This is a genomic window from Christiangramia sp. LLG6405-1 (assembly GCF_045055805.1).
Classification (GTDB): Bacteria; Bacteroidota; Bacteroidia; order Flavobacteriales; family Flavobacteriaceae; genus Christiangramia.
This window is the reverse complement of sequence record NZ_CP159330.1, coordinates 2,368,218-2,382,046: the sequence shown is the minus strand read 5'-3', so window position 1 is coordinate 2,382,046 and position 13,829 is coordinate 2,368,218. Positions and strand designations below refer to the sequence as shown.

The 13,829-nt window shown below is 38.2% G+C and carries 11 protein-coding genes; 5 read left to right on the top strand and 6 right to left on the bottom strand.

Annotation, left to right across the window (positions count from 1 at the left end; all coding sequences use genetic code 11):
- The first annotated feature begins 135 nt into the window (after positions 1-135).
- Positions 136-1,065: a transporter gene (locus ABVM50_RS10895; RefSeq protein WP_405198600.1), complete on the top strand. Its 930-nt coding sequence runs from the start codon at positions 136-138 to the stop codon at positions 1,063-1,065.
- Between the two features lie 49 nt (positions 1,066-1,114).
- Here the strand turns inward: ABVM50_RS10895 and ABVM50_RS10890 are convergent, their stop codons facing one another.
- The 3 genes from ABVM50_RS10890 to ABVM50_RS10880 all read right to left on the bottom strand — a co-directional run bounded on the left by ABVM50_RS10890 (position 1,115) and on the right by ABVM50_RS10880 (position 5,752).
- Positions 1,115-2,377: an aminotransferase class I/II-fold pyridoxal phosphate-dependent enzyme gene (locus tag ABVM50_RS10890; RefSeq protein WP_405198599.1), complete on the bottom strand. Its 1,263-nt coding sequence runs from the start codon at positions 2,375-2,377 to the stop codon at positions 1,115-1,117.
- Between the two features lie 137 nt (positions 2,378-2,514).
- A complete protein-coding gene (locus ABVM50_RS10885; protein WP_405198598.1) occupies positions 2,515-3,555 on the bottom strand; it encodes a PLP-dependent cysteine synthase family protein in 1,041 nt (346 codons plus the stop codon).
- A 70-nt stretch (positions 3,556-3,625) separates the two neighbouring features.
- Positions 3,626-5,752, bottom strand: a complete 2,127-nt coding sequence (locus ABVM50_RS10880) for a S9 family peptidase (RefSeq protein WP_405198597.1) — start codon at positions 5,750-5,752, stop codon at positions 3,626-3,628.
- A 64-nt stretch (positions 5,753-5,816) separates the two neighbouring features.
- On the opposite strand from ABVM50_RS10880, the gene ABVM50_RS10875 reads away from it, so the two are divergent.
- Positions 5,817-6,140, top strand: a complete 324-nt coding sequence (locus ABVM50_RS10875) for a YbaB/EbfC family nucleoid-associated protein (RefSeq protein ID WP_141877619.1) — start codon at positions 5,817-5,819, stop codon at positions 6,138-6,140.
- Positions 6,141-6,186: 46 nt separating this feature from the next.
- Here ABVM50_RS10875 and ABVM50_RS10870 read toward each other — a convergent pair whose 3' ends face one another.
- Positions 6,187-6,702, bottom strand: coding sequence for a redoxin domain-containing protein (locus ABVM50_RS10870; protein ID WP_405198596.1), 516 nt, complete (start codon positions 6,700-6,702; stop codon positions 6,187-6,189).
- Between the two features lie 79 nt (positions 6,703-6,781).
- Positions 6,782-7,810 carry a threonine aldolase family protein gene (locus ABVM50_RS10865; RefSeq protein WP_405198595.1) on the bottom strand — a complete coding sequence of 343 codons (1,029 nt, stop codon included), beginning with the start codon at positions 7,808-7,810 and terminating at the stop codon, positions 6,782-6,784.
- 201 nt (positions 7,811-8,011) lie between these two features.
- Between ABVM50_RS10865 and ABVM50_RS10860 the strand changes: the two genes are divergently transcribed.
- From ABVM50_RS10860 to ABVM50_RS10850, 3 genes are read left to right on the top strand one after another with little or no spacing between them, the layout of a single operon-like run.
- Positions 8,012-9,484, top strand: coding sequence for a circularly permuted type 2 ATP-grasp protein (locus ABVM50_RS10860; RefSeq protein ID WP_405198594.1), 1,473 nt, complete (start codon positions 8,012-8,014; stop codon positions 9,482-9,484).
- Positions 9,485-9,487: 3 nt separating this feature from the next.
- The gene (locus ABVM50_RS10855; RefSeq protein WP_405198593.1) at positions 9,488-10,432 is read left to right on the top strand and encodes an alpha-E domain-containing protein; all 945 of its coding nucleotides are present in this window, start codon (positions 9,488-9,490) and stop codon (positions 10,430-10,432) included.
- Positions 10,433-10,474: 42 nt separating this feature from the next.
- Positions 10,475-11,332, top strand: coding sequence for a transglutaminase family protein (locus ABVM50_RS10850; protein ID WP_405198592.1), 858 nt, complete (start codon positions 10,475-10,477; stop codon positions 11,330-11,332).
- A 16-nt stretch (positions 11,333-11,348) separates the two neighbouring features.
- Here ABVM50_RS10850 and ABVM50_RS10845 read toward each other — a convergent pair whose 3' ends face one another.
- Positions 11,349-13,736: a zinc-dependent metalloprotease gene (locus ABVM50_RS10845; protein WP_405198591.1), complete on the bottom strand. Its 2,388-nt coding sequence runs from the start codon at positions 13,734-13,736 to the stop codon at positions 11,349-11,351.
- Between the last annotated feature and the right edge of the window lie 93 nt (positions 13,737-13,829).

Here is a 13,829-nt window from a genome sequence, read left to right as displayed (position 1 = left end):
CTTTTGACAAAAATAAAAATAAGCGTTCAGATTGGAAGTAGCTTCAGCAATAAAATTATAATAAAACTTATATCTTTGATTGAATTAACCCCGCAAGTTATGCGCAATACATGCATCTTCAGCCTGATTCTGTTAATGGCAGGCGTCACTGTTCAGGCACAATATACTGAAACCATAAATTCCAACCGGCCGGGACAATCACAGGGGGCTTTCGCTGTAGGAACCAATGTGATTCAGGTGGAATCGGGATTCTACCTTGGAAACGATATGCATGAAGGTTTAGGCGCCGATATCGACATTTGGGGAGTGGACTACCAACTGCGGTATGGTCTCCTAATGGAGAACCTTGAGATCAATCTTACCGGTGCTTTTGAAAATCAGGATATCGTTCGGAATTTTCTCGGCAATACAGTGGAAACTTCAGGAAGAAATTTTAAATCCAATACGCTTGGTCTTAAATATCTATTCTACGATCCATATAAAAATATGGAAGAGGAAAAACCAAACATTCGAAGCTGGTATGCGAACAGAAAGTTTAAGTGGAAAACCCTGATTCCTGCAGTGTCTATCTACGCCGGGGCAAACTTCGCCTTTGGTGATAATCCTTACCTGGTCGAAGGAGAGAATAAATTTAGTCCGAAGGTAGCTCTTATCACGCAAAACAATTGGGGGCGATGGGTATTAGTGATGAATATTATTGCAGATAAGCTAACCGAAGAATATAGAACCTATACTGGAATTGCAACGGTAACTCATACGATCACACCTAATTTTGCAATCTTTGGAGAATACCAGGGGATCAAAAGTGACCTGTATGCTGATGATCTACTTCGTGGAGGTGCTGCTTATCTTGTGGGTGAAAACCTTCAGTTTGATGTAAGCGGACTGGTAAATTTCAAAGACACTCCTTCCCGCTGGCAGGTCGCTCTCGGTGTTTCATATCGATTGGATTTGCACAAAGTAGATGAATTCCTGGAGGAATCTAATGAAGGAAATAAAAGACGTGCAAGGAGCAGGAAACTTAGCCGTGAAGCTGAGGACTATTCTGAAGATAATGATCAATAAAAAAAGGCCGGAATTTCCGGCCTTTTTTTATTATGATAGTTGATAATCCTTATTTATTAGACATCGCTGCTTCTACTGAAGCTGAAAGTCTTTTATAAGTACCATTTTCTAATCTTTCTCTAATTGCTGAAAAGGCAGTTAAGGTCTCTTCAACATCTTGTAGCGTATGCGTTGCCGTAGGAATCATTCTAAGCAGAATAAGACCTTTAGGAATTACAGGGTAAACTACAATCGAACAGAAAACACCATGATTTTCACGAAGATCTTTTACAAGAGCCATTGCTTCCGGAATACTTCCTTTCAGGTACACAGGAGTCACACAACTTTGCGTAGTTCCAATATCGAAACCATTATCTTTTAATCCGTTTTGTAAGGCATTTACGTTCTCCCAAAGTTTTTCTTTGAGTTCTGGCATAGTTCTTAACATGTCCAGACGCTTCAAAGCTCCAACTACCAATTGCATTTGTAGCGATTTAGCGAACATTTGAGATCTTAGGTTATATTTCAAATAATCCATAATCTCCTTATCTCCAGCGATAAATGCACCAGTACTTGCCAGTGATTTTGCAAAAGTTGCGAAGTATACATCAATATCATCCTGAACGCCTTGCTCCTCACCTGCTCCGGCTCCTGTTTTACCAAGAGTTCCAAAACCATGGGCATCATCAACGAAAAGTCTGAAATTAAATTTTTTCTTTAATTCAACGATCTCCTTCAGTCTTCCCTGCTCTCCTCGCATCCCGAAAACTCCTTCAGAAATAAGCAAAATACCACCACCTGTTTGTTCAGCGATCTTAGTTGCTCGCTGCAGGTTCTTCTCGATACTTTCCAAATCGTTGTGCTTGTAAGTAAATCGCTGTCCAAGGTGAAGACGAACTCCATCAATGATACATGCGTGAGCATCAACATCATATACAATAACATCCTGCTTGGATACTAATGCATCGATCGTAGATACCATTCCCTGGTATCCAAAATTCAACAGGTATGCTGCCTGTTTGTTTACAAAAGATGCAAGTTCATCTTGCAACTTCTCATGAAGATCTGTATGACCACTCATCATTCTGGCTCCCATTGGGTAAGCCGATCCATAATCTGCAGCTGCCTGAGCATCTACTTTACGAACTTCAGGATGATTGGCAAGACCAAGGTAATCGTTAATACTCCAGGTAATTACATTCTTACCTCGAAACTTCATTCTATTGGAAATAGGTCCTTCAAGTTTTGGAAATACAAAATATCCTTCTGCCTGTTCCGCCCATTTTCCTAACGGTCCTTTGTCTTTGTAAATCTTATCAAATAAATCCTTCATCGGTCATTTTTTAGACGAGCCGCAAAAATACTGAAAATTGGCCCAATTTTACAAGGTAAATTATAAACATCGAAATCTAACAAAAACAAAAGCATCCTGCAAAGAACAGGATGCTTTTGTTAATAATTGTTAATATTTTATTTGATGATCTCTATAGAATGAGATTTTGAATCTTTCTGAGCATCGAGAAAACCCTGTTCATTCATCCAGTCATCGCTATATATCTTACTCATATACCTGGAACCATGATCTGGAAAGATCAATACCACATTAGAATTTTCATCAAATTCACCGTCTTCCTGGTATTGTTTCAATCCCTGCATTGCTGCTCCACTGGTATAACCTACAAATAGACCTTCGGCACGCGCAAGTTGCCTGGCAGTATGCGCAGCATCCTCATCACTAACTTTCATGAACTTATCTATCATGTCAAAATCTGTTGCTGATGGGATCAGGTTCTTTCCAAGACCCTCAATTCTGTAGGGATAGATCTCATCTTTATCGAACTCTTTGGTTTCATGATATTTTTTCAAAACTGAACCAAATGCATCGATTCCAAGGATCTTTACTTCAGGGTTTTTCGACTTTAAAAATCTCGCAGTTCCAGAAATTGTTCCACCAGTACCACTACAGGCAACAAGGTGTGTAATAGTTCCTTCAGTTTGCTTCCAGATTTCTGGTCCTGTAGAATTAAAATGAGCATCAATATTTAGCTCATTAAAATACTGATTAATGTACACCGATCCTTTAATTTCAGAATGAAGCCTTTTTGCAACTTCGTAGTAAGACCTTGGATCATCTGCCGGAACGTTCGCCGGGCACACATGTACCTTCGCTCCCATTGTCTTCAGCATATCGATCTTATCCTTGGACGACTTTGAACTTACGGCAAGAATACAATCATAACCTTTGATGCAACTTACCATCGCAATACTAAAACCTGTATTACCTGAAGTTGTTTCAATAATTGTGTCTCCGGGCTTCAGAATCCCTTTTCGTTCAGCTTCTTCAATAATGTACAAAGCGATCCTGTCCTTCGAGGAATGACCTGGATTAAAAGCTTCGATCTTTGCGGAGTATTTTCCGGGGAAATCCTTAGTGATTTTATTTAAGTTGATCAACGGGGTGTTTCCAACTAATTGCAATACGTTATCGTAAACATGCAAATCTTCTCTCATAAAATGATCTTTAAATAAAATGCATTTTCACACATTTTACTAATCGACAAATTTAAGTCAAATTTTTTAATTACTCCTTAATTCCTTCAAGGTCCAGTAAAAACGCGTATTCTTCAGCCACTTCCTTAAGCGCTTCAAACCTTCCTGAACTACCACCATGACCAGCATCCATATTGGTATGTAATAATAAAACGTTTTGATCTGTCTTATATTCTCTAAGTTTCGCAATCCATTTGGTAGGTTCCCAGTATTGTACCTGGCTATCGTGAAGACCTGTAGTAATTAGCATATTTGGATAATCCTGTTTTACTACATTATCATAGGGAGAATAAGTTTTCATATAATCATAATATGACTTTTCATTAGGATTACCCCATTCGTCATATTCACCTGTGGTAAGAGGAATGCTATCATCCAGCATCGTAGTGATGACATCTACAAACGGTACGGCAGCAATAACCCCATTATATAAATTTGGTGCCATATTCACGACTGCACCCATCAGCAATCCTCCTGCTGAACCTCCCATGGCATATAATTGGTTGGAAGAAGTATAATTTTCCTGGATCAGAAATTCAGAAACATCGATAAAATCTGTGAATGTATTTTTCTTCTGAAAAAGTTTCCCATTCTCATACCATTCCCTGCCCAGATATTCTCCACCTCGAATATGTGCAATGGCATAAATGAATCCGCGATCCAGCAAACTCAGTCGCACAGTTGAAAAGTATGGATCTATTGTAGAACCATAGGAACCGTAAGCATATTGCAGAAGGGGATTTTTTTGATCTTTCTGAAGTCCTTTTTTGTATACCAAAGAAACAGGAATGCTAGTGCCGTCTTTCGCTGTAGCCCAGATACGTTCTGAAGTGTAATTATCTTTATCAAAATTTCCACCCAGAACTTCCTGCTCTTTCAATATTGTCTTGTCTCCGGTCTTCATGTTATATTCAACGACTGAAGTTGGAGTAGTAAGACTATTGTAGGTATACCTCAACAAGTCTGTGTCAAAATCAGGATTTATGGAAGTATAGGCAGTATAAGTTTCATTATCGAACGGAATATAGTATTCTTTATTCCCTTCCCACTCGATGATCCTTATCTTGTTAAGTCCGTTTGTTCTCTCGCTAACCACAAGGTATTTCTGGAAGATATCGATATCCTCCAATAAGAAATCCTTGCGATGAGGAATCACATCTTCCCAGTGTTCTTTTTCAGTTTGACCAAGCGGAGTCTTCATCAATTTGAAATTGGTGGCATCATCCTTATTGGTTACTATATAAAAATCGTCCTTATAATGCGCAATGCTATATTCAAGTCCGCGCTCACGAGCCTGGAAAATTTTAAATTCTTTATCTGGAGTATTAGCATCAAGAATACGGTACTCGGTAGTTAACGTACTATGAGAACCTATAATAATATATTCCCTAGATTTAGATCTGTAAACATAAGAATTGAATGTTTCGTCCTCCTCTTCATATACAAGCTCATCGGTTTCAGGATCTGTTCCCAGAATATGCTTATAGATTCTGAAGGATCTTAAAGTTTGAGGATCCTTTTTAGTATAGTAAAGAGTTTTATTGTCATTCGCCCATGTAGAACCGCCCGTAGTATTCTCTATATTTTCATCATAGATCTCACCTGTTTCCAGATTTTTGATCCTGATGGTATACTGTCTTCTGCTTACCGTATCGGTTCCAAAAGCCACCATCGTGTTATCTGGAGAAACATTAAGACCTCCAAGGCTATAATAGTCAAAATCTTTAGCCATCTCATTCACATTGAACATCACCTCTTCATCTGCCTCAAGAGTTTCCTTCTTCCGACTATATACCGGGTAATCATATCCTTTCTCGAACCGGGTAATATACCAGTAACCATTCAGCATATAAGGAACAGACTCATCATCTTCTTTGATACGGCCCTTCATCTCCAGGAATAATTTCTCCTGAAAATCTTTAGTATGTGCAGTCATTTGATCGTTGTATGCGTTTTCAGCATTCAAATAATCCAATACTTCCTGATCTTCCCGCTGATTCATCCAGAAATAATTATCGATACGCACATCACCGTGCTTCTCTAATTTTTTCTCGATCTTTTTGGCGATCGGAGCCTGCAAATTCTTTTCCAAATCATTGTTTTTTTGAGCGCTTGCAAATGTAATGCATCCTAACAGAATAACGAATAGTCTTTTCATAATGGCTTATTTCAAACCTGAATTTAGTAAATTTGAGCTTACCAATTTTTAAAACGAAATAGATATGTTTGGAGATATGATGGGCATGATGAATAAGCTGAAAGAAGCCCAGGAAAAAGTAGAACAAACCAAGAAGAGACTTGATACTGTATTAATAGATGAACAATCTGCAGATGGACTGCTAAAAGTGACCATCACCGCAAATCGCGAAGTCAAAAATATTAGTGTAGACGAGCAATTACTGGATGATAAAGAACAACTGGAAGATTACCTGGTTCTTACCATGAACAAAGCGATTAAAAAGGCAACAGATATCAATGAAGCTGAAATTGGTTCTGCAGCTAAAGATGGAATGCCAGACATTCCTGGAATGGACATGTTCAAATAAAAAAAGCGGGCAATGCCCGCTTTTTTTTATGTTTATTCTAAAATTACTATGCCTCTCCCCTGGCAGGGTAATCTTCTTTATTCACAAAAGAGATCGACTTAATAAGATCCACAAATTGTGGTCTCGCGAAAGGCATTGACTGTATGCTAGCCGAATATAAAGTACTGTCAGGTCTTATTAGAAATAAAGCTGGCTCTACAAATTCAGCAGGTTCAGAATCTTTGATCCCTTCAGAAACATACAAATCCCATTTTCTTCCGTCTTCTACATCAAAACTATGACCTATGGTGAGATTATCAACATCCCATTCTTCCACAGTTTTCTCAGCTAATTCCTTAGTATTGGAACTTACACAAATGATATTGACTCCTTTATCTTTAAAATCGTTCACCATAGTGTTCAATTCCTCAAGATAGCTTTTACAAACCGGGCAGTGTATACCTCGGTAAAAAATAAGCATGGTGAAATTCTCAGGTTGGTTATCTCTCAGGTTCCAGTCCATACCATTAGTAGTTTTCACTATAAGTTCTGGAACTGCCTGTCTTGGTCTTAAATTTTTCATTGCTTTAAGTTTTTCCGAAAATTACAGGAAAGTCTATTTCTTCTATGATAAAGCCCTGCTAATATTTAGTTAAGAAACTCTAGAAACGTATTTTCTGCAAGGTTTCCTTAAAGAATTGGTGCATCTCCTCAGTATAATCATGATGTGTTACAATTCTAAGTTTTCCCTGTCCCATATTACTAATTCGTATGTTCTTCTCATCGAGCTTTTGCATAAACTCCAGTTCTTTTACCTCATCCTTCAGATAGAATATAATAATGTTGGTTTCGGTCGGCTCAAGACTTTTTACGTAAGGTTGTTTCGCTAATAATTCTGAAAGTTCTGCTGCGCGATCATTATCTTTCTTCAGCTGCTCAAGATGATTATCCAGAGCGTAGATTCCTGCGGCAGCCATAAAACCTACCTGGCGCATTCCTCCTCCCAAAACCTTTCGTACTCTAATGGCATTTTTCATCAGGGATTTCTTTCCTATTAGAACTGAACCCATGGGAGTTCCCAAACCTTTGGAAAGACAAACCGAAATGGTATCGAACACTTTTCCGAAGTCTTTGGGAGTATAATCTTTTTCAGCAAAAGCATTGAAAAGTCTCGCTCCATCAAGATGCAACCCAAGTTCATGGCCATCGCACACTTTACGAATCTCCTGGATGGTTTCAAGTTCATAGCATGCTCCACCTCCTTTATTCGTAGTGTTTTCAAGGCAGACAAGAGTAGTCAACGGACTATGATAAAAATCTGGAGCATTGATATTTTCTTCTACCTGGGAAGCAGTGATCATCCCTCGATCACCATCTACAAGTTTACAGGAAACACCACTATTAAAGGAAACACCACCACCCTCATAATTGAACACATGCGCCCACTTATCGCAAATGAGTTGCTCTCCGGGTTGTGTATGTAATTTGATCGCTGCCTGGTTCGCCATGCTACCGGTAGGAAAAAATAAGGCTTCATCCATCCCAAACATATCGGCTAGCTTTTTCTCCAAAGCATTAATAGTTGGATCTTCTTTATATACATCATCACCAACTTCCGCAGTCATCATTGCCTGCATCATTCCTTTTGTTGGTCTGGTTACCGTATCACTTCTTAAATCTATTTCTTTCATCAAATAAGTTTTGCTGTTTGCTAAGGTAAAAACTTAAAAATTCTTTCTGCGGTATTTAGAAATCTATAAAAAACAGGGCTATAAATATTTATTCTGAAATATAATCGGCAACATATTCGTGTTACTACATAATTCACAGGTTTTTAATTAATTATATGATTACCACTCATTTAATTTGTACTTTATATGAAAAGTTGATCAATGAAATCGAATACCGAAAATCCAACCTTTGAATCTTATAACCGGGATCCAAAACTTTATGATGAAATCTTTGACGAGAATGATAATGTAAGAGAAACATACCGCACCTTATTCAATCTATATAGCGAACATTCTGCGAAGGATTTTGCAAGATTAAATGATAAGGCAAAATCGTCATTCTTTAATCAGGGTATTACTTTCCAGGTTTACGGGGATCATGAGATCAAAGAAAAGATCTTTCCTTTTGACCTTTTCCCACGTATCATTGATGCTGAAGAATGGGAACATATTGAAAAAGGAGTATTACAGAGAAGTAAGGCTCTAAATGAGTTTCTCCGTGACCTTTATCATGATAAAAAGATCATTAAAGCAGGGATTGTCCCTTTAAATCTTATCAGTTCTTCTGCCAACTATCTAGACCAGATGAATGGTTTTGATCCACCTGGAGGAATTTATAATCATATTTCCGGGACCGATCTTATCAAACATTCCGATGGCAAATACTACGTGCTTGAAGATAATATTCGCTGTCCTTCCGGTGTAAGTTATGTGATCTGCAACCGAACCGCCCTGAAGAGAGCTCTCTTCGGAGTTTTCAATCATTATCAGGCATATTCTGTGACAGATTATGCTGAAAATCTATTGGAGATCATGGAAAGCGTCAAACCTAAAGGTGTGGATGTTCCAAATTGCGTGGTAATCACTCCGGGGATATATAATTCAGCTTATTATGAACACTCTTATCTCGCAAAAGCGATGGGTGTGGAACTTGTTGAAGGACGGGATCTTTTTGTCGAAAATGATTTTGTGTATATGAAGACCATCAACGGACCGCAAAAAGTGGATGTTATTTACCGCAGGATTGATGATCAGTTTATAGATCCGCTCGAATTCAAACCAAATTCTGCTCTGGGAGTACCAGGTCTAATGGCCTCCTATAAAAAAGGGAATGTATGTTTAGTAAATGCACCGGGAACTGGCGTGGCAGATGATAAAGCGATCTATACATATATGCCAGAGATCATTAAATATTATCTTGACGAAGAACCTATTTTGAATAATGTTCCAACATATCATTGTAGCAGACCCGATGAATTGAAATTTGTAATGGACAATATAGCAACGCTGGTCGTTAAACCTGTAGATGAAGCAGGTGGCTACGGAATCTCCATAGGAAACCGACTTTCTTCTGAAGAGATCGAAGAAGTGAAACGAACGATTTCTGCTAGCCCTCGAAAATATATTGCACAACCAATTATGTCACTCTCAGTTCATCCCACCTATATTGAAGATGAAGATTGTTTCGAACCAAGACATGTGGACCTAAGAACCTTTACTCTTTTAGGACAGGATAAAGATTTTGTTCTTAAAGGTGGTTTGACACGTGTTGCGCTTCAAAAAGGAAATTTAATCGTTAATTCATCTCAGGGTGGAGGTTCTAAAGATACCTGGGTTTTAAAAAACAATCAATAATTTATGTTAGCAAGAGTAGCCAATAATCTTTTCTGGATGGGTAGATATATCGAACGTTCAGAACATATAGCACGATATTTAAATGTAAATTATTTCGCATCTCTGGATGCACCCAATGAGCTATCACAATCCCGGCAATTTGTGCTCAAGTCTATGCTTTTCATGGCAGATGATCATAGTACAAATGATGAACAGCTGGAGGAACAAGAAGTATTATTTGATATCGCATTAAATCCCGATAAACAGTATTCAATTATCAATTACGTGAAACTGGCCAGAGAAAATGCCAACAGCGCGCGGGATCTAATTTCTACGGAATTATATGAATCCATTAATAAATTCTACCACTTTGTTCTGAATTATCCGATTGATAACTTTAAAAAAAGAGGGCTGTATGATTTTACCGTTCAGGTGGCAGAACATGTATCAATTCTACGAGGTAAGATACGTGGAACCTTACTACATGATGAAGTATATGCCATTATCATGCTTGGGGTTAATATTGAAAGAGCAACCCAGGTCATAAGGATTATTAACTCAAAATATAAAGATGCTGTGATAGCACAGGGAAGTTATGGTGATACGATAAGAAATAGTTATGAATGGACCACATTACTAAAATGTACTGAATCGTACGACATGATGCGTAGGTTTTACAGGCAAACACCCACTAGTATCACTACGCTGGAATTTTTAATTCTGAATACCGATTGTCCAAGATCTGTCATGAACTCATTGAACCAGGTTTGTAAACATATTTTAGTTCTTAGTACCGAAAAACATCCCAGTAAAAACTCAGCTGCTTTTCTAATTGGAAGGGTGAGAGCAAAATATCAATTCAAAGTGATCGAAGAAATTGAAGTGGATCTTGAACTGTTCATTCAAAATATACTGGACGATCTTAATGAAATAGGAATGAAACTACAACGTGAATATTTTCATTATTAATCCATAAAATTGATCTTAATTTGACTCTGCAAAATAATTGATATGAAGCTGGATTATACTATACGTTACGTGGCAACCAATACCTACGAAAATGAAACTAGTGGAGCACTCTGGCAATTCCTCGTAACTCCTGAAGATAATGATTCACAGGAGATGATCTCCAGCGATTTCAACAATTCCCTGAATATTCCTGTAGAAAGTAGTATTAACGGCTATGATTTTCAGACGTATCGTATCAACACCCGAGAAAGATTTCGCGAGATCGAATTCGTAGCTGAATTCAAACTTCTGAAAAGTGTGGTAAATATTTTTGAGAATGTCAACCAGGAATTTTCAGAAGAAGAATATGAAAAATTGAGATCGATTGAATTTCGAGCTAATCATGACGTTTTTCTTAGAGATACAGAGCTAACGAATTTACCTAAAGAAGTATCTTTTCAGTTTGATAAAACAATTAGTCTCTTTCAGAATTTACTGAATTTAAATGCGTGGATCAAAGAGAATTTTACCTTTAAGACCGATGTCACCGGGATCGATACAGATCTAAACGATATTCTCAAGAATAAGCAAGGTGTTTGTCAGGATTTTACACATCTGTTTATTGCTATTTCCAAACAATTTGGAATTCCTTCCAGATATGTTTCTGGATATTTACACCAGGGAAATGGGTATTTTGGAGATTCGCAAATGCACGCCTGGGTAGAATGTTGCTTGCCTGATAGCGGCTGGATTGGCTTTGATCCAACAAATAATCTAATCGCTGCAGAGAATCATATTAAGGTTGCTCATGGCAAGGATTATACAGACTGCCCTCCCTTAAAAGGAATGGTCTATTCTACGGGTAAGAATGAAACTGAATACACCGTGAAAGTTACGGCTCAGCAACAGCAGCAACAGTAGATTATATGCTTCTCTATTAATTCCCTATTGGTGATCCATCAGGTATCTTCGGAATATTCAGCTTCAAATGAAATTGCTCTGGATGTTCTCTGAATTCTTTGATATTTCTTAGCATTTCTCTGTTAACTGCGGAATTGTTCTTCCGAAGCCATTGTTGTACCTCATCAATTTCAGTGTTCGCTATTGATTTAACCATGCTAGTGGATCTGTCATTGGCTGCAAGATTAAGAAGGTGTTTAAAAACTACGAAATTTACCGTTTGCTGGACCTTATTAAGATATTCATCTTTATAGTCTGACTTGATCGTATTGCTAACAGTTTCCTGCAACAAAAATTCTAGACCAGGATTACTATTATCTACGGCCTTCTGCTGAATCAATCTTTCAGCTCTTGCCGGGTGAAAAAGGAATTGCATGGTCATTCCTGCTGCGGTCGCTGGAGCTCCCAGGATATCAAAAGCAACATCGGTATTACTTTTAAAACTTTCACGGTCACGACTATATCCAAAAGCACGAGGTGGAAACAGCTCCAGCTTTTCCTTCGGAATTGCGATTTCTTCAGCTTTTAGAGTTTTTAATACCTCTTTAATCGCCTTCTTCTGAAGATTACCATCCAGAATTTTCACGTTTAAATTCTCCGAACCCTTAACTGCATATTCATATTTGAGTCCGCCTACAAGTTTTACTGCGGCTTCAGTTTGATACCTGTGGAAAAAATATAGCGGTACAAATACATCTTCCAGCACTGAAAATGGCTCTCCGCTTCTAATATTATCAGCTGAGAAGTTTTGTATTGCCTGTTTGCGGATCTTTAGAACATCTTCAAGTTCATCAATCGCATTTTTACCATTATCCCATAAATGAGCTTGTGCATTTGCTCCACCTGCAGCACGGGCATCAGCATCAGATATAAAAATAAGTCCGTTTCTTTGAGCTTCTTCAAGAGTTTCCTCAAGGAAGTCAACTTCTTTTTTACCCTTCGGTATATCTCCATAACTATATTGAACGGTAACCTTGTCCCATTCGCCTATCCCCGTAGCATAGGCGTCTTCCGCAGAAATTTCACCATTTTTCAAACTGAATTGTGGATGAGGATAGTCCATTACAGATGCGCGGTCACTTGTACTTGCCGAAAAATTATGTGCAAATCCTATAGTGTGCCCAACCTCATGCGCAGACAATTGTCTAATTCTTGCCAGCGCAATTTCCATCATAGGTTCAATATTCTCATCAGATTCTGCAAATGGTTTATTTAAAAGCGCCTGTGCGATCATAAAATCCTGGCGAATCCTCAAACTACCCAAACTTACGTGCCCCTTGATAATCTCACCAGTTCTTGGATCTACAACGCTCGCTCCATAGCTCCAACCCCTGGTAGATCTATGAACCCATTGAATCACATTATATCTTACGTCTAGAGGATCAGCGTCTTCAGGCAGCATTCTGACCTGAAATGCATCTTTATACCCAATGGCTTCGTAAGCATCATTCCACCAGGCTGCACCTTCCAGTAAGGCAGACCGAACAGGCTCAGGAGTACCAGGGTCCAAATAATAAATAATAGGTTCAACAGCTTCGCTTACTAAGGAATCTGGTGTCTTTTTTTCCAGCCTATGGCGTATCGCATAACGTTTTGTGATTGGTTCATAAACCGGACTTGCATAGTCCTGGTAAGAAATAAAGATGGAACCGCTTCTGGGATCGAATGCACGTTTTTTATAATTATCGTCAGGTAACTTGACTAAAGAATGATGCTGCTTAACGGTAATATTACTGGCATCAGGCACTACAGAATTTACTGTCCTTCCTGTAGGTTTTCCTGAAAATGTAAGAAGTGCTTCAAACTCTACATTCTCTGGAAAGGCTTTAGTTCGATCCATGCTAAGAGCACTCTTGGACTTATCGAGGCTGTAAGATCCGAACTTACCTTTCTTCAGCTTCTCACTAACGCCATGTGCATCTTCCAATAAAAACGGTGTAAGATCAATGATAAAAGTTGAATCTATAGTCTCTTTGATTTCAAAACCAAATATGACCGACTCTGCAAAAGCTTCTTTTACACTATTCTTTTCAGCCTGATTGGAAGTGATTGCACGATAATTTTGATTGGGCTCTACTAATAGCAATTTATTACCTGCCTTTCTAAATTCCAGAACCTTCGTATTACCAAGTTGCCCCCTGTCAAGTCCAATGTCATTTGATCCTACTCCGGTAGTTAAGAACTGAGTATATAAAAAAGCAGTATTTAAGCTGTCAACTTCAAGGTAGATCTCGTCCTCATTTTCGTTATAGTGAAAATCAAAAAATCCGTCATAAGATTTAAGATCCTCTTTTTTTTCAAGGAACTGTGCGTTTATAGACATGGATATACTGAATGCCAGAAGGATAGATAAGAAGTAGCGCATAGATGGATTTTTTAAAGCCGTCTAAAGCTAAAAATTATTCGTTAAATACTTTCCCGAAACACCCCTAAATTCTATTTTTACGTCAAATCGAAC